Source organism: Blastococcus goldschmidtiae, from assembly GCF_031845325.1.
In the GTDB taxonomy this organism is placed as follows: Bacteria; Actinomycetota; Actinomycetes; order Mycobacteriales; family Geodermatophilaceae; genus Blastococcus; species Blastococcus goldschmidtiae.
In genome coordinates this window covers 66,752-90,071 of sequence record NZ_JAVREI010000014.1, presented here as the reverse complement: position 1 = coordinate 90,071, position 23,320 = coordinate 66,752, and the positions used below count along the sequence as shown (strand labels likewise).

General features: G+C 73.8%; 22 protein-coding genes. 11 read left to right on the top strand and 11 right to left on the bottom strand.

Going from position 1 to position 23,320, the window contains the following annotated elements; genetic code table 11:
• Window positions 1–84: 84 nt before the first annotated feature.
• Window positions 85–1,209 (top strand): uroporphyrinogen-III synthase, encoded by a 1,125-nt coding sequence (locus RM425_RS17060; protein ID WP_311346417.1) that lies wholly within the window; start codon window positions 85–87, stop codon window positions 1,207–1,209.
• A 10-nt stretch (window positions 1,210–1,219) separates the two neighbouring features.
• Here RM425_RS17060 and RM425_RS17055 read toward each other — a convergent pair whose 3' ends face one another.
• A complete protein-coding gene (locus RM425_RS17055) occupies window positions 1,220–1,795 on the bottom strand; it encodes a GNAT family N-acetyltransferase (protein WP_311346416.1) in 576 nt (191 codons plus the stop codon).
• 124 nt (window positions 1,796–1,919) lie between these two features.
• Here RM425_RS17055 and RM425_RS17050 point away from each other — a divergent pair, with 124 nt between their 5' ends.
• Both RM425_RS17050 and RM425_RS17045 read left to right on the top strand, forming a co-directional pair.
• Window positions 1,920–3,368, top strand: a complete 1,449-nt coding sequence (locus tag RM425_RS17050) for an MFS transporter (protein WP_311346415.1) — start codon at window positions 1,920–1,922, stop codon at window positions 3,366–3,368.
• Between the two features lie 125 nt (window positions 3,369–3,493).
• A complete protein-coding gene (locus RM425_RS17045) occupies window positions 3,494–4,282 on the top strand; it encodes a hypothetical protein (protein WP_311346414.1) in 789 nt (262 codons plus the stop codon).
• A gap of 122 nt (window positions 4,283–4,404) precedes the next feature.
• On the opposite strand, the gene RM425_RS17040 is transcribed toward RM425_RS17045, so the two are convergent.
• Together RM425_RS17040 and RM425_RS17035 are read right to left on the bottom strand one after the other, a co-directional pair.
• Complete coding sequence (locus RM425_RS17040) at window positions 4,405–5,058, bottom strand: class I SAM-dependent methyltransferase (protein ID WP_311346413.1); 654 nt, start codon at window positions 5,056–5,058, stop codon at window positions 4,405–4,407.
• Window positions 5,055–6,005: an NAD(P)/FAD-dependent oxidoreductase gene (locus RM425_RS17035; protein ID WP_311346412.1), complete on the bottom strand. Its 951-nt coding sequence runs from the start codon at window positions 6,003–6,005 to the stop codon at window positions 5,055–5,057. The genes RM425_RS17040 and RM425_RS17035 overlap by 4 nt, the downstream gene beginning before the upstream one ends.
• 66 nt (window positions 6,006–6,071) lie before the next feature.
• Here RM425_RS17035 and RM425_RS17030 point away from each other — a divergent pair, with 66 nt between their 5' ends.
• The gene (locus tag RM425_RS17030; protein WP_311346411.1) at window positions 6,072–6,650 is read left to right on the top strand and encodes a helix-turn-helix domain-containing protein; all 579 of its coding nucleotides are present in this window, start codon (window positions 6,072–6,074) and stop codon (window positions 6,648–6,650) included.
• A gap of 93 nt (window positions 6,651–6,743) precedes the next feature.
• Here the strand turns inward: RM425_RS17030 and RM425_RS17025 are convergent, their stop codons facing one another.
• From RM425_RS17025 to RM425_RS17015, 3 genes are read right to left on the bottom strand one after another with little or no spacing between them, the layout of a single operon-like run.
• A complete protein-coding gene (locus RM425_RS17025) occupies window positions 6,744–7,148 on the bottom strand; it encodes a Rieske (2Fe-2S) protein (protein WP_311346410.1) in 405 nt (134 codons plus the stop codon).
• A complete protein-coding gene (gene nirB / locus RM425_RS17020) occupies window positions 7,145–9,736 on the bottom strand; it encodes a nitrite reductase large subunit NirB (protein WP_311346409.1) in 2,592 nt (863 codons plus the stop codon). The genes RM425_RS17025 and nirB overlap by 4 nt, the downstream gene beginning before the upstream one ends.
• A complete protein-coding gene (locus RM425_RS17015; RefSeq protein ID WP_311346408.1) occupies window positions 9,736–12,339 on the bottom strand; it encodes a molybdopterin oxidoreductase family protein in 2,604 nt (867 codons plus the stop codon). The genes nirB and RM425_RS17015 overlap by 1 nt, the downstream gene beginning before the upstream one ends.
• Window positions 12,340–12,495: 156 nt before the next feature.
• Here RM425_RS17015 and RM425_RS17010 point away from each other — a divergent pair, with 156 nt between their 5' ends.
• From RM425_RS17010 to RM425_RS16995, 4 genes are all read left to right on the top strand, one after another.
• Window positions 12,496–13,290, top strand: a complete 795-nt coding sequence (locus RM425_RS17010) for a TetR/AcrR family transcriptional regulator C-terminal domain-containing protein (RefSeq protein WP_311346407.1) — start codon at window positions 12,496–12,498, stop codon at window positions 13,288–13,290.
• 124 nt (window positions 13,291–13,414) lie between these two features.
• Window positions 13,415–14,212, top strand: a complete 798-nt coding sequence (locus RM425_RS17005) for a PRC and DUF2382 domain-containing protein (RefSeq protein WP_311346406.1) — start codon at window positions 13,415–13,417, stop codon at window positions 14,210–14,212.
• A gap of 122 nt (window positions 14,213–14,334) precedes the next feature.
• The gene (locus RM425_RS17000; RefSeq protein ID WP_311346405.1) at window positions 14,335–14,958 is read left to right on the top strand and encodes a hypothetical protein; all 624 of its coding nucleotides are present in this window, start codon (window positions 14,335–14,337) and stop codon (window positions 14,956–14,958) included.
• Window positions 14,959–15,086: 128 nt separating this feature from the next.
• On the top strand, window positions 15,087–15,734 hold the full coding sequence (locus RM425_RS16995; RefSeq protein WP_311346404.1) for a GNAT family N-acetyltransferase: 648 nt from the start codon (window positions 15,087–15,089) through the stop codon (window positions 15,732–15,734).
• A gap of 23 nt (window positions 15,735–15,757) precedes the next feature.
• Here the strand turns inward: RM425_RS16995 and RM425_RS16990 are convergent, their stop codons facing one another.
• Window positions 15,758–17,947, bottom strand: a complete 2,190-nt coding sequence (locus RM425_RS16990) for an MMPL family transporter (RefSeq protein WP_311346403.1) — start codon at window positions 17,945–17,947, stop codon at window positions 15,758–15,760.
• Window positions 17,948–18,117: 170 nt separating this feature from the next.
• On the opposite strand from RM425_RS16990, the gene RM425_RS16985 reads away from it, so the two are divergent.
• Complete coding sequence (locus RM425_RS16985) at window positions 18,118–19,242, top strand: sensor histidine kinase (RefSeq protein WP_311346402.1); 1,125 nt, start codon at window positions 18,118–18,120, stop codon at window positions 19,240–19,242.
• On the top strand, window positions 19,239–19,910 hold the full coding sequence (locus tag RM425_RS16980; RefSeq protein ID WP_311346401.1) for a response regulator transcription factor: 672 nt from the start codon (window positions 19,239–19,241) through the stop codon (window positions 19,908–19,910). The genes RM425_RS16985 and RM425_RS16980 overlap by 4 nt, the downstream gene beginning before the upstream one ends.
• A gap of 91 nt (window positions 19,911–20,001) precedes the next feature.
• Here the strand turns inward: RM425_RS16980 and RM425_RS16975 are convergent, their stop codons facing one another.
• The 4 genes from RM425_RS16975 to RM425_RS16960 all read right to left on the bottom strand — a co-directional run bounded on the left by RM425_RS16975 (window position 20,002) and on the right by RM425_RS16960 (window position 21,965).
• Window positions 20,002–20,577: a hypothetical protein gene (locus RM425_RS16975; RefSeq protein ID WP_311346400.1), complete on the bottom strand. Its 576-nt coding sequence runs from the start codon at window positions 20,575–20,577 to the stop codon at window positions 20,002–20,004.
• Window positions 20,578–20,752: 175 nt separating this feature from the next.
• Window positions 20,753–21,223: a hypothetical protein gene (locus RM425_RS16970; protein ID WP_311346399.1), complete on the bottom strand. Its 471-nt coding sequence runs from the start codon at window positions 21,221–21,223 to the stop codon at window positions 20,753–20,755.
• Window positions 21,224–21,316: 93 nt separating this feature from the next.
• Window positions 21,317–21,814, bottom strand: coding sequence for a hypothetical protein (locus tag RM425_RS16965; RefSeq protein WP_311346398.1), 498 nt, complete (start codon window positions 21,812–21,814; stop codon window positions 21,317–21,319).
• A 7-nt stretch (window positions 21,815–21,821) separates the two neighbouring features.
• On the bottom strand, window positions 21,822–21,965 hold the full coding sequence (locus tag RM425_RS16960) for a sigma factor (protein ID WP_311346397.1): 144 nt from the start codon (window positions 21,963–21,965) through the stop codon (window positions 21,822–21,824).
• A 405-nt stretch (window positions 21,966–22,370) separates the two neighbouring features.
• Between RM425_RS16960 and RM425_RS16955 the strand changes: the two genes are divergently transcribed.
• The gene (locus RM425_RS16955; protein WP_311346396.1) at window positions 22,371–23,228 is read left to right on the top strand and encodes a ChbG/HpnK family deacetylase; all 858 of its coding nucleotides are present in this window, start codon (window positions 22,371–22,373) and stop codon (window positions 23,226–23,228) included.
• The last annotated feature ends 92 nt before the right edge of the window (window positions 23,229–23,320 follow it).

The following is a 23,320-nucleotide window of genomic DNA, read 5'->3' as shown; positions in this document are numbered from 1 at the left end:
ACCACGGCCGACACATCCTCGTAACGCCGGGAGACCACCATGGTGGGCACCGGCCCGAGGGGGCTCTGTGACCGAGGGGCAGATGTGACCGAGCTGGACACGGATCCGGCGGCTCCGCCGGAGCTGCCGCTGGCGGGCTACACCGTCGCGGTGACGGCTGCCCGTCGCAAGGAGGAGCTCGGCGCCCTGCTGGACCGGCGCGGGGCACGCGTGGTCTACGCGCCGGCCATCCGGATCGTGCCGCTCTCCGACGACACGGAACTGGTCGCCGCCACCCGCCGGGTGCTGGAGCGGCCGGTCGATCTCGTCGTGGCCACGACCGGCGTGGGGTTCCGCGGCTGGCTCGAGGCCGCCGACGCGTGGGACCTGCCGCTGGTCGAGCACCTGCGCGACGCCCGGGTGCTGGCCCGTGGGCCCAAGGCGCGGGGCGCCATCCGCGGGGGCGGCCTGGTCGACGCCTGGTCGCCGGAATCCGAGTCGTCGGCGGAGGTGCTCAGCCACCTGCTGTCCGGCGCCGAGGGACCGCTGGCGGGCCGGCGCATCGTCGTCCAGCTGCACGGGGACCCGCTGCCCGACCTGGTGGCGGGGCTCCGCGACACCGGCGCCGAGGTGCTCACGGTGCCGGTCTACCGCTGGGTGATGCCCGAGGACGTCGCCCCGGTGCACCGCCTGGTGTCCGCCGTGGCGGCCGGCACCGTCGACGCCGTGACGTTCACCAGCGCACCGGCCGCGGCCAGCCTGCTCACCGTCGCCGAGGAACTGGGCCGGCGCGACGAGCTGGTCGCCGCGCTGCGCGACCGCGTGCTGGCGGTGGCCGTCGGGGCGGTCACCGCGGTGCCGCTGGAGGCCGCGGGCATCCCCACCCGCCAGCCCGAGCGGGCCCGGCTGGGCGCCCTCGCCCGTGAGGTGGTGGCCCGGCTGCCGGAGCGGGACCCGGTGCTGCAGCTCGGGCAGCACGCCCTGCAGGTGCGCGGGCACGCCGCCGTCGTCGACGGCCGGGTGGTCGAGCTCGCCCCCGGACCCATGGCCGTGCTGCGCACGCTGGCCCGCCGCCCCGGCGACGTCGTGGCCCGGACCGAGCTCGTCGGGAGCCTGCCCGGGGGTGGGGACGAGCACGCCGTGGAGATGGCGGTCGCCCGGCTGCGGGCCGCGCTGGGGGCGCCGCTCATCGGAACCGTCGTCAAGCGCGGCTACCGCCTGGCCGTCTGACCAGCGGCGCTCAGCGGAGGTCGAGCCGCATGAGGATGCGCGGGAATCCGTTGAGGACCGACGTGGTGTCGGCGGCCTTGGTGAAACCGGCCCGCTCGAACAGGCTCCGGGTGCCGACGTAGGCCATCGTCAGATCGACCTTGGCGCCGTCGTTGTCGACCGGGTAGGCCTCGACCGCCGGCGCGCCGCAGGCACGCGCGTACTCGACGGCGCCGGCGACCAGGGAGTGGGCGATGCCCTGACCCCGGTGGCCGGGCCGCACCCGCACGCACCACAGCGCCCAGACGTCGAGGTCGTCGACGTGCGGGATCCGGCGGTTCTTCGCGAAGCTCGTGTCGGCGCGCGGGTGCACCGCGGCCCAGCCGACGACCTCGTCGCCGTCGTAGGCCAGCACGCCGGGGCGCGGTTCCTCACCGACGAGCTCGCGCACCCGCTCGCCGCGCGCCGGGCCGACCAGCGCCTGGTTGTCCTTGGAGGACATCGACCGGTAGCTCAGGCACCAGCACGACTGGGCATCCGGCCGCTTGGGCCCGACCATCGTCGCGACGTCCTCGAACACGTCCGCCGTGCGGACCTCGATCGCCATGCCGGCATCCTGGCACCCGCCACCGACAGCCTCACACCAGCTGCGCACCGCGGGTGAGCGGACCGTTCCCGAGCGGTCACGCGCCTGCGGCGCCGGGGAAATGCCCCGTTCCTAGCGTCTCGCCATGACCTCCACCCCGACCGTCCGCCCCGACGGAGCCCTGGCCCCACCTGTCGCCGCTCCGTCGTCCGGCGCGGCACCGGCCGCCCGGCGCGGCTCCCGCTGGATCGACGACTACGACCCGGAGGACCCCGCGTTCTGGGCGTCCCCGCAGGGCCGTCCCGTGGCGCGGCGGAACCTGGCGTGGTCGGTCCTGGCCGAGAACATCGGCTTCAGCGTGTGGCAGATGTTCAGCATCGCCACCGCCGTCCTGGCCTCGATCGGCTACGGCTTCACCAGCGACCAGCTGTTCTGGCTCGTCGCCACGGCCGGGCTGGTCGGGGCGATCATGCGCGTGCCCTACACCTTCATGCCGGCCCTCGTCGGCGGCCGGAACTGGACCGTGGTCAGCGCGGCCCTCCTGCTGATCCCGGTCACCCTGCTCACCGTCGCCGCGACGACCGACCGGCCGTACTGGTTCTGGGTGCTCACGGCCATCACCTGCGGCGTCGGCGGGGGCAACTTCGCCTCGTCGATGGCGAACATCTCCTTCTTCTACCCGGACAAGGAGAAGGGGTTCGCGCTCGGCCTGAACGCGGCAGGCGGCAACATCGGCGTCGCGATCATCCAGCTGGTCGGGCCCCTGGCGGTCACCGCCGGCGCCATCGCGGTCGTCGGCGGCGGCACCGGGGCGACCGAGGGTGGCGAGGCCCGGTACGTGCAGAACGTTGCGCTCATCTGGGTGCCGTTCATCGTGCTCGCGGCCGTCGGCGCCTGGTTCTTCATGGACAACCTGACCGGCGCGAAGGCGAACGTCGCCGACCAGGCCGCCATCGCCCGGCGGAAGCAGACGTGGGTGATGTCCTTCCTCTACATCGGCGCCTTCGGCTCCTTCATCGGCTTCTCCGGCGCCTTCCCCCTGGTGCTGGCCAACGAGTTCGCCGCCGACACCTACCGCTACGCCTTCCTCGGACCGCTGGTCGGCTCCCTGTCCCGCCCGTTCGGGGGCTGGCTGGCCGACCGGGTGGGCGGCGCCAAGGTCACCGTCGTGACCTTCGTCGGTCAGGCCCTGGCCATCGGCAGCGCGATCCTGTTCCTCCGCGCGGAGAGCTTCGGCGGCTTCCTCGCCAGCTTCCTGGTGCTGTTCGCCATCGTCGGCATGACCAACGGGTCGACCTACCGGATGATCCCGATCATCTACCGGGCCGAGGCGGCCGCGTCCTTCCCGGACGAGGCGCCGGCCCAGGTGCTCTACCGGGCGCGGCGCGACACCGCTGCCGCCGTCGGCATCATCTCCGCGGTCGGCGCCCTCGGCGCGGTCTTCATCCCGCGCACCGTCTCGGAGTCCTACGGCGCCACCGGCGGCGTGGAGACGGCGCTGCTGTCCTTCTGCGGCTTCTACATCGCCTGCGTGGCGGTGACGTGGTCCGTGTACCTGCGCCGCGGCACCCTGATGCAGCGCGCAGGCGTCTGACCGCTCCCCGGCGTCGCCGGGACGCGGTCTCCCGGCCCGGTCCCGGCGGCCCGTCCATGGCCCCGGCGGGTGAGGCAGGAGCGTCCCGGGTGCAGTCCGGGCACTCGACGGACGAAGATCGTCGGGTGACCGCAGCCGAGGACATCCAGACCGGGCGCGCGCTGATCGAGCAAGGCGCGCCGGTGGCGGGGTCGATGAGCCGGGCCGCCGCCACCGTCGTCTTCGAGCCGACGGCCGCCGCGGTGCAGATCAGCGCGTCCTTCGCGGCGAGCCTGCGCACCGTGGCCACCGAAGCTGCCGCGGTCCCCGTGCCGCGCGAGCAGGTACGGGCCGGGGCGGTGCTGGCCTTCGCGGTGGAGTACGCCGCCACCCAGCACCGCTCCGGGCGGCCCGCCCGGACCGACGGCTGGTTCACCGCCCGCGCCGGGAGCCGCGCTCCGGCCGAGGACGTCGCCGAGGCGGTCGTCGCCGCGGCCCGCCGGTCGACCGACGAGCGGCGGGTGCGCCATCTCGGCTACCTGCTCGCCGAGGTCGCCTGCTCCCCCGATCTGGACGCCGAGCTCGCCGACCGGGCGCTCCGGCTGACCGACGACCTCAGCTGGCGCCAGCTGGCGCTGCTCGCGGGTGTCGGGCGGCGGGACCGGGTGCCGCTGCCGATGGCCCCGCTGCCCGACGAGCCGCGGGTCTGGTCGGAGTGGGGTGCCCGCGAGGACGTCGCCGACCTGCAGCGGTCCGGGCTGGTCGACCCGCCGCTGCCCGCGGCGCGTCCCGTGGCCACGCTGCCGAGGCTGCGCGCGGCGGATCTCCGGCTGACCCGCCGCGGCGTGCTGCTGCACCGGCTGCTGGCGCTGGACCTGCTGCACGACGACGCCGTGACCGAGGCGCTGGCCGCGCTCGCGCTCCCCCGGTCCTGACCGGCGGTCTGCTGCACCGGCCTCGACTCGCCGTCGAGTGCGACGACGTGGTGGCGATCAGGCGCTGATGACCACCACGTCGTCGCACTCGTCCGCGGCAGCCCCCCATCGACCGGTGCGGCCTATCGGCGGCGGGCGACCAGCACGGTGTCGGGCACCGGGTTGCCCGTGCGGTGGGCCGCGCCCGGATCGCGGTCCCGCGTCTCGGTGACGACGTCGCGCCACTCCTCCGGATCCAGGACCGCGGCGACGTCCTGCGCGGTGTAGAGAGCGCCGGCCTCGTGCGCGTGCGCGTGCCCGTGGCCCCGCTGCTCGCCGTGCTGGTGGCCCACCACGAGCAGCGTCCCGCCCGGTGCCACCGCCGCCGCGAGCCGGCGGAACATCGCCTCGCGGTCGGTCCAGGCGGCATGGAGGTAGTGCGCCGTCACCAGGTCGAACGCGCGCTCCGTTGGCGCCCAGGCGTCGAGGTCCTCGTGCCGCCACTCGATCCGGTCGGAGAGCAGCAGCTCGGCCGCCTTCGCGGCACCCCGCCCCAGCGCGACGGCCGAGAAGTCGACCGCGGTGACCCGCCAGCCCCGGGAGGCCAGCCAGAGGGCGTCGCCGCCCTCGCCGGCGCCGGCGTCCAGCGCGGTACCGGGGAGGAGGTCGGTCACCTCTGCGACGAGCTGCCCGTTCGGCCGGCCGGTCCACACCGACGACGCCGAGCGGTACAGCTCGTCGTAGGAGTCCCGGGTGATCGCCGGCTGCCGCGCCGTCCCGTGCTCGTGCTCGCTCATGCCGCCACGCTGCGCGTCCCGGACATCGCGCGTGCGGTGTCCTCCTGGATCAGGTCCGCGTTGATCATGGCTCCGGCCTTGAGCCCCTGCGCCGCCGCGACGATCACCTGGGCGCTCAGGTCGCCGGCGTTGCCGGCCACCCAGACGCCGGGGACGTCGGTGCGCCCGGTGGGATCGGCGGGCAGGTAGGTGCCCATCACCGCGCCGTGCATCTCCATCGGCACCGGCACCGCACCCAGGTCGGCGACCAGCTCGGCGTTGGCGACGAACCGCGGGGCCACGACCACCGCGTCGCGGGCGACCAGCTCGCCGTCGGCCAGCCGGACGTCCGCGCCGCCCTCCAGCCCGGCCACCTCGCCGCGGACGATCCGGACCCCGCGCGCCTCCAGCTGCTCCAGCTCCTCCTCGGTCGGCTCGCCGCCGGTGTGCACGAACAGGACGACGTCGTCGGTCCACTGCCGCCAGAGGTTCGCCGCGTAGGCACCCAGCGGGCCGGTGCTCAGGATGCCGACCGCGCGGTCGCGCACCTCCCAGCCGTGGCAGTAGGGGCAGTGCAGCACCGCGCCCCCCCACCGCTCGGCGACTCCGGGGACGTCGGGCAGGTCGTCGGTCAGGCCCGCCGCGAGCAGCACACGCCGGGCGCGCACGTCCTCGCCGCCGTCCAGGACCAGCCGGAACCCGCCGTCCTCCTCCCGGCGGACCGACACGACCCGGCCGGACCGGATCGTGCCGCCGTAGCTCTCGACCTCGCCCCGCCCGATCGCGTAGAGCTCGGCCGGCGGGGTGCCCTCCCGGCCGAGGTAGTTGTGCACGTGCCCGGCCGGGGCGTTGCGGGGATCCCCCGCATCCACCACCAGCACGCTGCGCCGGGCCCGGGCGAGGGTGAGCGCTCCGCTCAGGCCTGCCGCGCCGCCTCCGATGACCACCACGTCGTATCGCTCGTCCATGAGCCCAACTGTCGGCCGGTGGCGCCGTTATGGCAATCAGCTTTGCCGTAGTGGCAAACTGATGCCATGACCGACGACGACGCCCTGCAGCTCGTGGGCCCCCGGCTGCGGGCACTGCGCACCGAACGCGGCGCGACGCTGACCGAGATCGCCGAGACGACCGGCATCTCGGTCAGCACGCTCTCGCGGCTGGAGTCCGGCGGGCGCCGGCCCAGCCTGGAGCTGCTGCTGCCGCTGGCCCGCGCCTACGGCGTCGCGCTCGACGACCTCGTCGACACCCCGGCGCCCGCCGACCCGCGGGTGCTCGGGCGGCCGGTGGAGCGCGACGGCATGACGATGGTGCCGCTGACCCGGCAGGGCGGCGGTCCCCAGGCGCACAAGATGGAACTCCCGCCGCGCTGGCAGGTGGGGAACACCGAGCAGAAGGTGCACGACGGCTACGAGTGGCTCTACGTGCTGTCGGGCCGGATCCGCCTCCTCCTCGGTGCGCGGGACTTCGTGCTCGGCCAGGGCGAGGTGGTCGAGTTCGACACCCGCGTGCCGCACGCCTTCTCCAACCCGTTCCCCGAACCCGCGGAGGCCCTGATCCTCTTCGGCCCGCAGGGCGAGCGGATGCACGTCCGCGCCCGCCCGGCCGAGCGCTGACGCGTGCGCCGAGATCAGCACGCGCTGACGGCGGTCGCATCCGTGCCCGAGCCCGCCGTGAGCGTGTGGTGATCACCGCCGGCGGGGGCGGCCTCAGACGGTGACCACCACGTCGCCGTCCTGCTCGCGCACCGGGAACAGCCGGATCGGGGCGGCCCCGCTGGTCGCGGCGCCGTCGGACCACCGGTAGGCCAACAGGTGCAACGGGCAGACCAGCACGTCGACGTCGGTCTGCCCGTCGGCCAGCGGCCCGCCGGCGTGCGGGCAGGCCGCCTGCGTGGCGTGCAGCGAGCCGTCGCGCAGCCGGAACACCGCGACCTGCACGCCGCCGGCGACGTAGGCCCGCCCCTCCCCCATCGGGATCTCGTCGAGCCGGCCGACGACGTGCTCGACGCCCGGCCCGGCCGCGACCGTGCCGCCGGGGACGTCCGTGGCGGGCGTGCCCAGTTCGGTCCCGGACGTGGTCGGCCGGGCGGCCTCCAGGTGCGGCGCGCTCATCGGACCGGCACCTTCGGCAGCGCGACCAGCGGCAGGGCGGGGCGGAACTGGCCCGGGGTCGCCGGATCGGCGCCGTCCTGGCCCCACGGATCGGTGTAGGCGTCGACCGAGCGCTGGATCCCGGCGTCCAGGTCCGCGCACAGGCCGTCGTCGGCCAGCACCTCCCGGACCGCCTCCAGCCCGACGCGGGGCACGAAGTCGTAGGTGCGCTCGAGCCAGTTGGCGTTCTCCCGGTAGTACTGCACGAACCGGCCGGTCAGCGTCGTGACCTCCTCGGGCGAGCCCACGGTCGCCAGCAGATCGCCCTTGCGGACGGTCGCACCGGCCGCGCCACCCACGTAGACCTCCCACTTCCCGTTGCCGATCGCCACGACGCCGACGTCCTTCACGTAGGCCTCGGCGCAGTTCCGGGGGCAGCCGACGACGGCCATCTTGATCTTCGCCGGGCCCTCGATGCCCTGGAACCGGGTCTCCAGGTCGATGCCCAGCTGGGTGGAGTCGCCGAGACCGAACCGGCAGAAGTCCGAGCCGACGCAGGTCTTCACCGTGCGCATGCTCTTGCCGTAGGCGTAGCCGCTGGGCATGCCGAGGTCGGACCACATCGCCGGCAGGTCCTCCTTGCGGACGCCGAGCAGGTCGATCCGCTGGCCGCCGGTCACCTTGACCATCGGCACCTCGTACTTCTCGGCGACGTCGGCGATCCGGCGCAGCTGCGCGGGCGTGGTCACCCCGCCCTTCATCTGCGGGACGACGGAGAACGTGCCGTCGCGCTGGATGTTGGCGTGCACCCGGTCGTTGATGAACTCGCCGTCCTTCTGCGGGATGAAGTCGGCACCCCAGATCATCTTGAGCAGCGAGGTGAGGCCCATCTTCGACTTCGCGTCCTCCTTGCCGGCCGGGGCGAGCGCGGCGAAGACGGCGGAGACGCTGCGCAGGTCCTGCTCGCGGATCGCGGCCGTCAGCTCGGGCTTGGCCAGCGGGATGCCCGGCACGTACCAGGACGCCGCCGGGTCCTCCGCCAGGTCGCCGTCGGCTGCCCACTCCACGATCTGCTTGACCAGCGACTTGCACGATCCGCAGCCCTTGCCGGCGCGGGTGCGGTCCATGACCTCCCCGACGCTGCCGCAGCCGCCGGCGACGGCGCCGCAGATGTCGCCCTTGGAGACGCCGTTGCAGTTGCAGACCTGCGAGTCGGCCGGCATCTCCGCGACGCCGACCTCCTCCACGCCGTCGGACAGGTCGACCAGCAGCCGGATCCGCTCCTCGGGCAGCGGGGCGCCGCGGTCGAACGCCTGGGTCAGGAAGGCGACCTTGCGGGTGTCGCCGAGCAGCGTGGCGCCGACCAGCTTGTCGTCGCGGATGACCACCGACAGGTGCACGCCGCGCTTGGGCTCGGAGATCACCAGGAACTCGTCGTCGTCCCGCTCGGGGGTGCTCACCCCCATGACGGCGACGTCGACCCCGGCCACCTTGAGCTTGGTGGCGGTGCGGCTGCCGGTGTACTCGGCGTCCGGGTCGGTGCCGGTGAGGACGTCGGCCAGCACCTTCGCGTGCTCCCAGGCCGGCGCCACCAGGCCGTAGACCTCCCCGCGGTGCTGGGCGCACTCGCCGATCGCGTAGACGTCGGGATCCTCGGTGCGCAGCTGGTCGTCGACGACGATCGCCCGCTCCACCTCCAGCCCCGACCGGACCGCGACGTCGGTGTGCGGGCGTACCCCGGCGGCGACGACGAGCAGGTCGCAGTCCAGCCGCCGGCCGTCCTTGAGCAGCACGCCCTCGACGGAGTCGGCGCCCAGGACCTCGGTCGCCAGGACGTCGAGGTGCACGGTGATGCCGAGGGACTCGACGCTCCTCTTCAGGATCGCGCCGGCCTCGGCGTCGAGCTGGGCGTTCATCAGCCACGGCATGGCGTGCACCAGCTCGACCTGCAGCCCGTGCCCCTGCAGCGCGCGGGCCGCCTCCAGGCCGAGGAGCCCGCCGCCCATGACGACGGCCCGGCGGCAGCGACCGGTGGCCTCGAGCATCGCCCGCGTCTCGTCGATGGTGCGGAAGCCGTACACGCCGGGCAGCAGCGAGCCGTCGTCCCGGCGGACCCCGGTCATCGGCGGCACGAACGAGTAGCTGCCGGTCGCGAGCACCAGGTGGTCGTAGGGGGTCACCGTGCCGTCGTCGGCGTGCACCTGCTTGGCGGCGGTGTCGATCCGCTCCACGCGGACGCCGGCTCGCAGGGTGACGCCGTTGTCGGCGTACCAGTCGTGGCTGTTCAGGACGATCTCGTCCTCGTGCGACTCCCCGGCCAGCACCGGCGAGAGCATGATCCGGTTGTAGTTGCCGTGCGGCTCGTCGCCGAAGACGGTGATGCAGAACTGCTCGTCGCCGCCGCGCTCGAGCACCTCCTCGACGAAGCGGGCGCCGGCCATGCCGTTGCCCACCACGACCAGCCGGCCGCGCGTCTCCAGGCCGTCGTCCACGTGCAGGGCCGTGACGCCGCCGGGACGGCCACCCAGCACCCGCAGGTCCATACCGCCGCGGCCCTGCACCTCTGCCCCACCCAGGCCCTGCACCTCTGCCCCACCCGGCCGGCCCATCAGACCTCCACCAGACCCAGGTCGACCACGAGCTCCCCGGTGACGCCCTCGGGTGCGGCGGCGTGCAGCTCGACCACCGAGCCGCCGGGCAGGTCCTCGACCACCCGCAGCGGGACGTGGACGTCGCCCCGGGCGCCGATCGGGAACCAGCGCACCGGCTCGCCGTCGCGCAGCAGGAGCACGTAGACCAGCTCACCGGTGGAGTTGCCGCCCCGGAAGTACAACGCCTGGGCCGAGCAGCCCGAGGGCACGGTGTAGCGCAGCGCGGCGTCCACCGGGCCGGGCTTGGTCAGCCCCTCCCCGGTGATCGGGTAGACGCCTTGCAGGAAGCGTGGGGTGCTCTTCACGCGGGTGCTCCTCTTCCGGGTGGGGTGGCGCGGTTCGGGGGGAGCCGCCGGCCGGTGGGTCCGCGGCTGCGGCTGGGTCGTGGCATCGGGCGGGGCTATCCGCTCGGCGGGGCCGTCCACGCGCGTGACGGCGACGGCGCAGACCTTGAAGGCGGGCATCCTCGACGTGGGGTCGAGGGCGTCGGCGTCGGTGAGCGCGTTGGCGCTGGAGCTCCCGCCCCAGTGGAACGGCGCGAACACGACGTCGGGGCGGATCGCGTCGGTGACCTGCGCGTGGAAGCGGGCCCGGCCGCGCCGGGTGGCCAGCTCGACCACGTCGTCCTGCGCGATGCCCAGTCGCCGGGCCAGGTCGGGGTGCAGCTCCGCGCGCGGCGTCGGCGCGATCAGCTGGAGGCTGCGCGACCGGCGGGTCTGGGTTCCGGACTGGTACTGCGCCAGGACCCGCCCGGTGGTGAGCACGTAAGGGTAGTCGGCGTCGGGTCGCTCGTGGGCGTCGACGTGCTCGACGCGGAGGAACCGGGCGCGACCGTCGGGGGTGGCGAAGCGCTCGGTGAACAGCCGTGGGGTACCGGGGTGGTCCGGCGCCCCGTCCTCGCCGGCGGGGCAGGGCCAGAAGACGCCGTCCTCGTCGTCGATGCGCCGGTAGCTGATCCCGGAGTAGTCGGCCGTCCCCCCGGCGCTGGCCCGGCGCAGCTCGTCGAAGACGGTCTCCGGGTCGCCGCTGAACAGGTGGCCGGCGCCCAGCCGGGTGGCCAGCGTCGCGAGCAGCTGCAGGTCGTCGGGCACGTCGGCCGGCGGGTCCAGCGCCCGCCGGCGGCGGATCACCCGGCCTTCGAGGTTGGTCATGGTGCCCTCCTCCTCCGCCCACATGGCGCTGGGGAGGACGACGTCGGCGAGCTCGGCGGTCTCGGAGAGGAAGAAGTCGCTGACGACGAGGAAGTCCAGGTCGCGCAGCCGGCTGATCACCCGGCGGGCGTCCGGGGCGCTCACCGCGACGTTGCTCGCGAGCACCAGCAGGGTGCGCACGCCGCCGTCGGTGCCGAGGGCGTCGAGCAGCTCGAAGGCGCTGCGCCCGGGCATCGGCAGGTCGTCGGGGTCGACGCACCAGACGGCCGCGACGTGCGCGCGGGCGGCGGGGTCGGCCAGCGAGCGGTAGCCGGGCAGCTGGTCGGCCTTCTGCCCGTGCTCGCGGCCGCCCTGCCCGTTGCCCTGCCCGGTGACGGTGCCCCAGCCGCTGCCCGGACGGCCGGGGAGGCCGAGGGCGAGCGCCAGGTTGATCCAGGCCTGCACGGTGTCGGTGCCGCTGCGGTGCTGCTCGGCGCCGCGGGCGGTCAGGACGATGGCCTTCTCGGCTCGGGCGAGCGCGAAGACCGTGCGTCGCTGCTGCTCCACGGGCACGCCGGTGAGCCGCTCGACGCGGTCGGGCCAGTAGGCGGCGACGCCGTCCCGCACCGGGCCGAAGCCGCTGGTGCGCGCGGCGACGTACTCCTCGTCGACCAGTCCCTCGGCGATCGCGATGTGCAGCAGCCCGTTGGCCAGCGCCAGGTCGGTGCCGGGCAGCGGCTGCAGGTGGACGGCGGCGGCGCGGGCGGTCGCGGTCCGCCGGGGGTCGACGACGATGTGCTGGGCGCCGCGCGCCCGTCCCTCGTCGAACCACTGCATCGCCGGGGGCATGGTGTCGGCGGGGTTGGAGCCGACCAGGACGACGACGTCGGCCTCGGCGATGTCGCTGAGCGGGAAGGGCATGCCGCGGTCCAGGCCGAAGGCGCGGTTGGCCGCCCCCGCAGCCGAGCTCATGCAGAACCGGCCGTTGTAGTCGATGGCGCTGGTGCGCAGCGCCACCCGGGCGAACTTCCCGAACTGGTAGGCCTGCTCGTTGGTGAGCGACCCGCCGCCGAAGCACCCGACGGCGTCGCGGCCGTGCATGCGCTGCGTGCGCTCGATCGCGGCGACCACCCGGTCCAGGGCGTCGGCCCAGGAGCTCTCGACCAGGGCGCTGGTGCGGTCGCCGGGCTCGGCGCGCACCAGCGGCCGCAGCAGCCGCTCCGGGTGGTCGAGCAGCTCGGTGGACGACCAGCCCTTCGAGCAGAGCCCGCCGCGGTTGGTCGGGAAGTCCAGCGGCACGAGCGTCGGCGGGCGGTCGCCGGCGGTCACCGCCATCCCGCACTGCAGCGAGCAGTAGGGGCAGTGCGTGGCCGTCGTCCGCACCGTGCCGGCGCCGGAGCGGGCGGACTCGGCGGCGAGGGAGGCGGGCACGGAACGAGACTCGGTGCCGGTCGTTACCCCGGGTGCACGACGGCGTCAACGCTGGGTGCACAGGACCTCACACCACCTCGGCCGCGGCGGTGAGCGGCGCGGGGTGGACGATCGTCCCCGGGGGGCGCAGTCGGAACCGAGCGAAGGAGGACGGCCGTGGACGAGCCCCGGGAGGACGCCGATCCCGACAGCCCGGAGGGGCGTGGCGGAGCGGCCGCGGTCATCCCCGCCGCCGGCCGGGGCTCGGGGCGCGCGGGCCTGGACCGGCGCCGCATCCTGGGGGCGGCGGTGGAGTTCATCGACTCCCAGGGGCTGGGCGCGCTGACGATGCGCCGGCTGGGCGCGCACCTCGGCGTCGAGGCGATGGCGCTGTACCGGTACGTCCCGAGCCGGGAGAACCTGCTCGACGGCGTCGTCGAGACGGTCATCGACGAGCTCTACGGCGACCCCGACGTCCACCTGGAGCCCGGGCACGGCTGGCAGGACTACCTGCAGCGCCTGGCGCACGGCGTCCGGCGCATCGCGCTGGCGCACCCCGAGGTGTTCCCGCTCGTCGCGACCCGTCCGCCGGCGGCGCCCTGGGTACGCCCGCCGCTGCGCAGCCTGCGCTGGGTGGAGTCGTTCCTGGTCGCGCTGATCGACAGCGGCTTCAGCCAGGAGGCGGCGGTGTCGGCCTACCGCGCCTACTCCAGCTTCCTGCTCGGCCACCTCCTGCTGGAGGTGTCGCAGAAGGGCGTCGCGGTCAACGCCGAGGACAAGCCCGAGGGCGTGCCCGAGGCGCAGGAGGCGACGGACCTGAGCCAGTACCCCACCGTGGTGCGGCTGGAGTCGCTGCTGTCGCTGGACGAGTCGGCGGCGGAGTTCGAGGAGGCACTGGAGAACCTGCTCGAGCGCCTGGAGATCGTGCTGCGCGAGGGCCGGACACCGCGGCGCGGGGACTCGCGCGACTGAGGCGACACGCCCGGCTTCCGTTTACGAGGTAAACGGGCGGGCATGGGTGGCTGCGGCCCTCGGCGGTGAGCACCTACCCCCGAGGCGAGACCGCAATCCAGCCCTGAACCCGCGAGGAGCGCACGTGATCACCGAACAGCAGCTCAGCACCGTCATCGGCAGCACCGCCCACGGAGCCGACGGCAAGCTCGGCACCGTCGGCGAGGTCTACCTCGACGACGAGACCGGCCGTCCCGAGTGGGCCACGGTCCGCACCGGCATGTTCGGCACGAAGGAGTCCTTCGTGCCGCTGGCCGACGCCGACCTGTCCGGGAGCGACCTCCGCCTGCCCTACGACAAGGACAAGGTCAAGCACGCGCCGCAGATCGACACCGACGGCCACCTGTCGCCGCAGGAGGAGCAGGAGCTCTACCGCTACTACGGCGTCGGCACCGGGACGAACGCCGCCTACACCGACACCACGACCACCGGCACCGCCGACCGGACGACGAACCGGGCCAACGAGCACGGCACGGTCGGCCACGACACCTCCGGCCCGACCACCGACGACGCCATGACCCGCTCCGAGGAGCACCTCCGGGTCGGCACCGAGCGCGTGGAGGCCGGCCGCGCCCGCCTGCGCAAGTACGTCGTGAGCGAGAACGTGACGCAGACCGTGCCGGTCTCGCACGAGGAGATCCGGGTCGAGCGCGAGCCGATCACCGACGGCAACGTCGGCAACGCCTTGGACGGCCCGGCCATCTCCGAGGAGGAGCACGAGGTCGTGCTGCACGCCGAGCGCCCGGTCGTGGCCAAGGAAGCCGTGCCGGTCGAGCGCGTGCGCCTGGACACCCAGACGGTGACCGAGCAGGAGACCGTCAACGAGACGGTGCGCAAGGAGCAGATCGAGCTCGACGACGAGACCACCACCCGCCGGAGCTGATCGCCGCGGCGGGGGGGGGGGGGGCCCCCCCCCCCCCCCCCGCCGCCCCACCGCATGGCACCCGCCGTGCGGCCCGTTCCGGCCGAGCATCTCGCCGCCCCGCTCCCCTGGAGACGCCACCCATGGCCACATCCGATCCCACGCCGCTCGACGACCGGGGCGCCTCGGCCACCCGCGGCACCGCGCGGAACGCCGTCGACGCGCAGCACTCCCGCTACGGCGGCATCAAGTGGGGAGCCGCCTTCTTCGGATGGCTGTCCGCCAACGGGCTCGCCGTCCTGCTGATCGCCCTGCTGAGCGCCGCCGGCGTGGCCCTGGGCCTCACCGAGGGGGTGTCGTCCATCAGTGACGCCGCCGAGGACGTCGCCGACGAGGCCGACACCATCGGCATCGCCGGCGGGATCATCCTGCTCGTGGTGCTGTTCCTCGCCTACCTGGCCGGCGGCTACGTCGCCGGCCGCATGGCGCGCTTCGACGGTGCCCGCCAGGGCATCGCCGTCTGGGTCATCGGCCTGCTCGTCGTGCTGGCGCTGGCCGTCGCCGGGCTGGTCTTCGGCTCCGAGTACAACGTGCTGCAGGAGCTGAACCTGCCGCGCATCCCGATCGACGAGGGCACCGCCACGACCGGCGGCATCATCGCCCTGGTCGCGGTCCTGCTGGTGACCCTCCTGGGCGCCATCCTGGGCGGCAAGCTCGGCGACCGCTTCCACCGCAAGGTCGACCGGGCCGGCTTCGACGCCGCCTGAAAAAGGACCCCCTGCTCCCCACCACTCGCACGCTCGTGGCGGGCCCCTGCAGGGGGCCACACCGAACGGGGGCTGTCCCATCCGGGGCGGCCCCCGTCCGTGTGTCCGGGGCGTGGTCGAATGCCCGGGTGACCCAGGGACCCACCATCCGGCGGATCGACGATCCGGACGAGGAGGGCCCCGACGTCCGGCCGGCCGAGAACCGCGACGTCCCCCGCATCGCAGCCACGCTCACCGTGGCACTGGCCGACTCGCGCTGGGTCCGCTGGGCGCTGCCCGACGACGGCCGGATGCAGCGGCTCACCCGGCTGCACGAGCTGGACGCCGGTCACCGCGGCGTGGCCACCGGCAGCGCCTGGGTGACCGACGACGTCGACGCCGTCGCCAGCTGGGAGCCGCCGGCCGGTACCGCGCCGTTGCCCGCCGACGTCGCCGAGGCGCTCGCCCGCGAGCTGCCCTACATCGCCGGCGACCGCGCGCGGACCGTGGCCGAGACCGGCGCGCTGCTCTCCGTGGCCCGGCCGTCGGAGCCGCACTGGTGGCTGGCCCACCTCGGCGTGCGGCCGTCGTCCCGCCGGCGCGGGCTGGCCGCCGCGGTGCTCGCCCCGGTGATCGTGCGCTGCGACGCCGAGCAGGAGGTCGCTGCCGCCGCGGTGTACTCCTGGGCGAACGTGCGCTTCCTGCGCGGCTTCGGCTTCGAGGTGAGCGAGGAGCTGCGCACCTCCGACGACGAGCTGCCCGTCTGGGTGCTCGTGCGCCAGCCGCTCCCCCGCTGAGGATCGGGCTGACCGGACTGCCATCAGCGCGAGCCGATCGGCACCGGGACCGGGTCCGGGACCGCCGATGGCACTGACGACCCGACAGCCGGTGCACCGTCGACCTCCAGCCGCGGCAGTCGCAGGTCGAGCCAGCGGGGCACCCACCAGTTCCACCGCCCGAGCAGGGCCATCGTCGCCGGCACGAGCACCATCCGCACGACGGTCGCGTCGAGGGCGATCGCGACGGCCAGGCCGAGCCCGATCATCTTGACGAACGGCGACGGGTTGACCACGAAGGCCAGGAACACCACGGTCATGATCAGCGCCGCCGAGGTGATGACCCGGCCGGTCGCCGCCATCCCGCGGGCGACCGCCTCGACGTCGTCGCGGGTTGCGGCACGCGCTTCACGGATGCGTGAGACGAGGAAGACCTCGTAGTCCATCGACAGCCCGAACAGCACCGCGAAGAAGATGGCCGGCAGCGGCGACGCGATGAGGTAGGTGCTCTGCAGGCCGATGAGGCCGCCGAGCCAGCCCCACTGGAACACCGCGACGACGACGCCACAGGCGGCCCCGATCGACAGCAGGTTCATCACGGTCGCCTTGGCCGCGATGACGACCGACCGGAACACCACGGTCAGCAGCAGGAACGACGCGGCGAGCACCGCGCCGAGCAGCAGCGGCAGCGTCGTCGAGAGCTGCCGGTCGAGGTCGATGGCCATGGCGGCCTGACCGGTGACGTGCACGCCGTCGGGCAGGAGGGCCCGGACCCGCTCGAGCGTCTCCGCGGTCGCCGCGTCCGACGGCGCGGTGGTCGGCAGCACGGTCAGCACCGCGCTGTCCCCGGACGGGCTCGGCTGCCACTCGCCGACCTCGGCGATCCCGGGTTCGCCGGCGAGCCGCTCGGCGACCCGCGACGCGTCGCCCGTGTCGAGGCCGGTGCCCTGCAGGTCGGCCACGACGAGGAGCGGTGCGTTGAGGCCGGGGCCGAAGCCCTCGGCCACCAGGTCGTAGGCCTGCCGGTGCGTGGTGGACGGCATGTCGTCACCGGCGTCGGGGAAGCCGGTGCGCAGCGACAGGGCCGGCGCGGCCAGCGTCAGCAGCAGCAGCGACGCCACGACCAGGTACGGCCACGGCCGCGCCGAGATGCGGTGGGCCAGCCGCCACCACACGGTGCCCTCGGGCGACGAGGACGCGGGGCGGGCCGCGCGCCGGCGCCCGACCAGCCGCCCGGCGTCGATGCGGTCGCCGAGCAGCGTCAGCAGCGCGGGCAGCAGCGTGAGCGCCGTCGCCACCGCGAAGAGCACGACGAGCGCGGTGGCCAGGCCGATGGAGGCGAGCACGCCCATCCCGGTGAGCACCAGCGCGGTCATCGCCAGCACGACGGTGCCCCCGGCGAAGACGATCGCCGTGCCGGAGGTGCCCATGGCCGACGACAGCGCGGCCGCGCCCTGCTGCCCCGCGGCGCGGTTCTCGCGGTAGCGGGAGACGAGGAACAGGGCGTAGTCGATGCCGACGCCCAGCCCGACCATCGCGGCGATCGTGGGCGCGGCGGTGGAGACGTCCAGCACGGCGGCCAGGACCGCCACCGAAGCGAGCCCGACGCCCACGGCGACGAGCGCCAGCACGATCGGCACCAGCGCCGCCACCACCGTGCCGAACGCGACGACGAGCACGACGAGCGCGGCGACGACACCGGCCGCCTCCGCGCCGGACGGCTCGACCTCGGCGTTGAGGAACACCGCCTCCCCGCCGAGCTCGACGGTCAGCCCCGCGTCGCGCGTGGGCTCGACCGCTGCGGTCAGCGCCTCGATCCAGGCGGCCCCGAGCTCCGGCGTCGGGACGTCGGTCGTGACGTCGGCGAAGGCGATCCGCCCGTCCGGTGAGAGGCGACCGGTCGCGAACGGGTCGCTCACCGAGGCCACGTGGTCGACGTCGGCCAGGCGCGCGAGCGCTCGCTCGACCTCGCTCCGGGAGCCCTCGAGCAGCTCGCCGTCGTCGGCGGCGAAGACGGCGACGGCGGTGCCGCCGGCCGCCGCGGGGAAACGCTGCTCCAGCAGCTCCGTGGCCGCGGCGCTGTCGCTGCCCGGTGCGGTGAAGTCGTCCAGGTACGCACCGCCCACGGTGCCGGACAGCGCCACGACGAGCGCGGCGAGCAGCACCCACGCGGCGACGGTGCGCTTCGGACGTCGTGCGCTCGCGTCGCCGATGCGGCGGATCAAGCGGTTCATGCTGCGCTCCAGGAGGTCGGGGGCCGTGGCGACGACGATTCCGCGGGGTCAGCGGCGCTGTCTCCCGGCGCGGGGCGGGGTCCCGAGGGCCGCCCCTCCCCCTGGCGGCGGAGGCCGGCGTCCGCCTGCAGGACGGCGACGGCAGGGCGCGCCGCGCCTACGGTGACGAGGTGCGCCCCGGACCGTTCACCCGCTGGCCGAGAGCAGCCGACGCCGCCCTCGCCGCGGTGTCGCTCGTGCTGAGCGCCTGTGTGACCGAGGGGACGGGCGACTCGCTGGTCCTGCGCAGCCCGGGCGACGTCCCGGTCTACGTGCTGCTGCTCTTCGTCGTCGGGAGCGCCGCGCTGTACTGGCGCAGGCAGGCCCCGGTCGCCGTCCTCGCCGTCGTGCTGGCGGCCTGGGCGCTGACGCTCGGCAGCGGCGACTCCGACCTCGGGTGGCAGGCGCTGGTCGCGGTCTACGGCGTCGGCCGGTACGGCAGCGCCGAGCGCTGGGGCCACGTCGGCGTCGACGCCGCGCTGGTCGTCGTGGTGCTCCACGGCCTCACCGGCGACCTGCCCTGGGGCGAGGTGGGGTTCGGCGTCGTCGTGTTCTTCAGCGTCTGGTACGTCGGGCGCCGGCTGCGGCTGCGCGCCGAGCGGGCGGTGCTGGCGGAGCGGGAGCGCCAGGAGCAGGCGCAGCGCATCGTGACCGAGGAACGGGCCCGAATCGCCCGCGAGCTGCACGACGTCGTCGCGCACCGGGTGAGCATGATGACGGTGCAGGCCGGCGCGGCGAAGACCGTCGCGGCCACCGATCCGGAGGCCGCGATCCGGGCGATGGGCGCGGTCGAGGCGGCCGGCCGGCAGGCTCTGGACGAGCTGCGGCACCTGCTGGGGGTGCTGCGCCCGCCGAGCGCCGACGACGGCACGTCACCGCAGCCCGGGCTCGCCGACCTCGACCGCCTGGTGGCGCAGATGCGTGCCGCCGGGCACGACGTCGACCTGACGACGGAGGGTGCGCTCGGCGACCTGCCGGCCCGGGTCGAGCTGTCGGCGTACCGGATCGTCCAGGAGTCCCTGACCAACGTCGTGAAGCATGCGGGACCGGGGGCGCGGGCCAGCGTGCGGGTGGCGCACGACGGGAGGTGGCTGTCGGTGGACGTGACCGATGACGGGTCGGGCGTCACCGTGCTGCCCGGCGCCGGGCACGGCGTCGTCGGCATGCGCGAGCGGGCGTCGCTGCTCGGCGGCAGCCTCGACGTCGGCAGCGGCGACGGCGGCGGGTTCAGGGTGCGCGCCCGGCTGCCGGTATGACGATCCGCGTCGTCGTGGTCGACGACCAGGCGCTGGTGCGCGGCGGCTTCGCGATGGTGCTCGACCACCAGCCGGACGTCGAGGTCGTGGGCGAGGCGGGCAACGGCCTCGAAGCGGTCGACGTCGCCCGCGCGCACCGGCCCGACGTCGTGCTCATGGACATCCGGATGCCGGAGCTGGACGGGCTGGAGGCGACGGCGCGCATCGTCGAGGAGCTGGGCGACGCCGTCCGCGTGCTGATCCTCACCACGTTCGAGCCGGACGAGTACGTCTACCGCGCACTCCGGGCAGGGGCGAGCGGATTCGTGCTGAAGGACATCCCACCCGAGCAGCTGGTCGTCGCCGTCCGCACCGTGGCGCAGGGCGGCGCGCTGCTGGCGCCGTCGGTCACCCGGCGGCTGATCGGGCGGTTCGCCGCGCAGCGCACCGTCGACCACGCCCTCGCCGCGCAACTGCGGCAGCTGACCGAGCGGGAGCGCGACGTCGTGGCCGCCGTGGCGCAGGGCCTCAGCAACGCCGAGATCGCGCAGCAGCTGTTCATCGGCCCAGCGACGGTGAAGTCGCACGTGTCGAGCGTGCTCACCAAGCTCGGGCTCCGCGACCGGGCGCAGGTCGTGGTGTTCGCCTACGAGGCGGGGCTGGTGGAGGCCGGGAGCGGCCCCACCTGAGGCCTCGCGTCCGCCCTCGCTACCGGAAGGCCGGTGGCTGCCGGGCACCTGGACCCACGCCCGAAGCCGCTGCGGGGCGGGAGCGCCTCCGCTACGGCTTGGCGATCGCCCTGCCGCTCACCGTGGCGAGCTCGGCGGCGACGACCGCCATGTTGGCCTGCCACAGCTCCTCCTCGGTCGGCGGCAGGATCTCCGCCCACATCGGCAGGCAGAACCCGAGCATCTGGCTGGCACCGCGGGGGCGCCCGTAGAGCCACATGTGGAAGTGCGAGCCACCGTCGCCCCAGCGGGCGACATGGACCCGGCCGATGCCACCGATGGCCTGGATCGCCCGGTCGAGCCGGACGATCATCTGCCCCAGTTCGCCGGCCATCTCGTCGTCGAGGTCGTCCATGTCGAGGTGCTCACGGGTCTCGAGGAACACCTGGACCGGCACCCCTGAGGGCTTGGCTGCGCTGACCCGCCAGCGCTTGTCGACCCAGATGTACTCGTCATCACCAGCCGCACACGCGTGACAGGGTCCCCCGCCCGGCTCCCCCGAGCGTGGGCGGTCCGTCGGGTACAGCGGCTTGGGCTGGCGTACCCGGAGCTCGCCCTCGAACGGGAAGATCGACCACTTCACGAACTCCGGCAACGGCAGCGGCGGAGTCTCTCCGGCAGGTGACATTTACCGATCATGCCGCACCCCGGAAGTCCCAGGCCCGCCGTGAGGACGTCGCGACCGACAGGCATCGGAGTGAGTGCCGGAGGAGCCGCCGACCCAGGCACGGACGTCCGTGAGCGGCCCACCGCGAGACCCTGGCGACGGCCTGCCTACGAGAAGCGCAGGGCGCGGGGCCCGCTCACGCGCAGATCTCGCCGCGCGTGCGGGCCGGCCACGCCTCGACCGTGTCACCGTCCACGGCGTAGGCCGTTGAGAGGTCGTCCGCCAGCCACAGTTCGAGCCCGGTGCCGTGCTCCCAGCCGGTCGGTATCGCATCCTCGGGCAGCTCGGCATCGGGAACGAACGGCCCCGCGGTCTCCTCAGCGAGGACACCCTCGGGGTCGCGCACGAAGACGTGCCCGGCGCGCTCGGTGCTGTCGCCGTCGAGCGGCCAGTGGATGTCCAGGATCAGGGCACTGTCCTTGTCGCAGTGGGTCTCGCCTTCGTAGATCCGGATCAGGGATGGCGGGGCCTCCTCGTCGCGCTCCCACCCCGCCTCCTCGCGGCCGGGGTCGTCACCCGTCAGCAGCCGTTCGTGATCGTCGCTGCCGCAAGCGGACGTACCGAAGACGAGCAGTGCAAGGGGTAGAGCCCAGCCGCGAGCGGTCACGCGATCATCCTGGCGGCCGACCGGCATGCCGCTCCAGGCCGCAGCCCGGTTGCCGCCGGATCGACACCTCGGATCCAGGTCGCCGGGGTCCGCTCACGCGCAGCCCCAACCCGGGAGGGCCGGCCACGCCTCGACGGCGTCACCGTCCAGGGCGTAGGCCGTCGAGAGGTCCTCCGCCAGCCACAGTTCGACCCCGTCACCGTTCTCGTAGCCGGTCGGCATCGCGTCGTCGGGCAGCTCGGCATCGGGATCGAATGACTCGACGGTTTCCTCAGCGAAGACATCTTCAGGGTCGCGCACGAACAAGCGCCTGGCGTTCTCGGCGCTGCCGCCGTCAAGCGGCCACCGCATGTCCAGGATCAGGGCACTGTCCATGTCGCAGTGGGTTTCACCTTCGTACAGCCGAAAGTCGGATGACGGGGGTATCCGGTCGCCTCGCTCCCAGAGCCCCAGCAGGCTGTTGTGAACGTCGCTCGCCAACGGGCGGGCGAGCTCGTCGCCCGTCGGCGGTCGCTCGTCCTCGTTGCCACCACAGGCGGACAGTGCAAGTACGAGCAGCGCAAGAGGCAGAGGCCAGCCGCGGGCCGTCACGCGACCATCACCAGCGTCGTCGAATCTTCAGCAGCGCCGTCTGCAGCAGGTCCTCGGCCAGCCCCCGGTCACCGGTGAGCAGGTAGGCCACCCGCATCAAGGCCGGCGACCACTGCTCGACGAAGCCGGCGAACTCAGCCTCGCTGTCCATAGTCACGGCACCTTCCGGTCGAGCACCCTGACGAGTGCGCCTCTACCTGTACACACGCTCGGTTGCCTCGCTGAGGTTGAGAGCGAACCGGAGAACTTCGCGAGACATCTGCCGAGCAGGGCGGCGCTTCGTCGCGCGGGACTGCCCAGACTTCAGTCGACTTCGTCCGGTAGGTGGCGACGTCGTGACCGTTGGCGTTGGCCCACATCGCCACCGCCGACCATTCCGCCCGACGGTCCGCCCCAGTTCACGTGCCCGAACTGCTGCGCTGCACTGGAAGCGGGGGATCGATGCGACGCCTGCGGTGCTGAGTTGCCGCGAGACACGTCGCCCTGAGCGGCCCACTATGGGACACCCACAGGACGAAGCCTGAGGCGGAACGCTAGGACGAGAGGGAGGTCGGCGGTGCTGTCGAGTGAGCTGCTCGGTTATCCCGCCGGCGCGCGCGTTCTGATCATCAACTGCGACGACCTGGGCATGCACGAGTCCATCAACGTGGCCGTGCTCCGCGCGATGCAGGACGGCGTGGCCAGTTCGTGCAGCCTGATGGTCCCGTGTCCGGCGGCACACCATGCGATGCAACTGCTGCGGCGTGCGCCAGATGTCCCCTTCGGCATTCACCTGACCCTTACTCGCGACACCGCGGACCATCGCTGGGCGCCGGTCACTTCGGCTCACCAGGTGCCTTCGCTCCTGGATGGCGACGGTCGGCTGTTCACTACCGCGGAGATCCCCCGGCTGCTGGCGCAAGCGCGACTGGAGGAGGTCGAACGAGAGCTTCGGGCGCAGATCCGTGCCGTGGATCGATACGGGTTGGCGCCGACCCATCTGGACTGGCATTGCATCGCTGACGGAGGCCGACCGGATCTGCTGGCCCTGACCATTGCCCTCGCTGCTGAGCACGGTCTGGCAGCGCGAGTGTGGCTGGACCCGGGTCGGGACGCCGCACGCCGGCGCGGACTGCCTGTCGTGGACCATGACTTCCTCGACAGCTTCGCCCTGGGCGTCCCCGGTAAGACCGAGCGCTACGTCGAATTCCTCCGCGCCCTTCCCGCGGGTTTGAGTGAGTGGGCAGTGCACCCAGGTCTGGACGACGACAGCTCGCATGACTTGGACGCGGGCTGGCCGGTGCGCCAGTCCGACTTCGAGTTCCTCACGTCGGCCGTCGCTCGCCGTGTACTGGCTGAGGAGTCCATCCACGTCATCGACTACTCCGGGCTCCAGCGGATCTGGAAGGCATCGGCCGAACGTCGGGGCTTGTGAGTCAGCCCGCTCCAGGGGGAGCGCCTGCAAGGAGCAGGGCACGCCGGCGCGGCGCCCTGCGGTGTCCCTAATGGGGGTGCATCCGGTCGGTT

Bases quoted from the DNA above. Each gene is read 5' to 3' on its own strand.
- RM425_RS17055 (WP_311346416.1), bottom strand. From the start codon at position 1,795: ATGGCGATCGAGGTCCGCACGGCGGACGTGTTCGAGGACGTCGCGACG.
- RM425_RS17050 (WP_311346415.1), top strand. From the start codon at position 1,920: ATGACCTCCACCCCGACCGTCCGCCCCGACGGAGCCCTGGCCCCACCT.
- RM425_RS17040 (WP_311346413.1), bottom strand. From the start codon at position 5,058: ATGAGCGAGCACGAGCACGGGACGGCGCGGCAGCCGGCGATCACCCGG.
- RM425_RS17035 (WP_311346412.1), bottom strand. From the start codon at position 6,005: ATGGACGAGCGATACGACGTGGTGGTCATCGGAGGCGGCGCGGCAGGC.
- RM425_RS17030 (WP_311346411.1), top strand. From the start codon at position 6,072: ATGACCGACGACGACGCCCTGCAGCTCGTGGGCCCCCGGCTGCGGGCA.
- RM425_RS17025 (WP_311346410.1), bottom strand. From the start codon at position 7,148: ATGAGCGCGCCGCACCTGGAGGCCGCCCGGCCGACCACGTCCGGGACC.
- nirB (WP_311346409.1), bottom strand. From the start codon at position 9,736: ATGGGCCGGCCGGGTGGGGCAGAGGTGCAGGGCCTGGGTGGGGCAGAG.
- RM425_RS17000 (WP_311346405.1), top strand. From the start codon at position 14,335: ATGGCCACATCCGATCCCACGCCGCTCGACGACCGGGGCGCCTCGGCC.
- RM425_RS16990 (WP_311346403.1), bottom strand. From the start codon at position 17,947: ATGAACCGCTTGATCCGCCGCATCGGCGACGCGAGCGCACGACGTCCG.
- RM425_RS16980 (WP_311346401.1), top strand. From the start codon at position 19,239: ATGACGATCCGCGTCGTCGTGGTCGACGACCAGGCGCTGGTGCGCGGC.
- RM425_RS16975 (WP_311346400.1), bottom strand. From the start codon at position 20,577: ATGTCACCTGCCGGAGAGACTCCGCCGCTGCCGTTGCCGGAGTTCGTG.
- RM425_RS16960 (WP_311346397.1), bottom strand. From the start codon at position 21,965: ATGGACAGCGAGGCTGAGTTCGCCGGCTTCGTCGAGCAGTGGTCGCCG.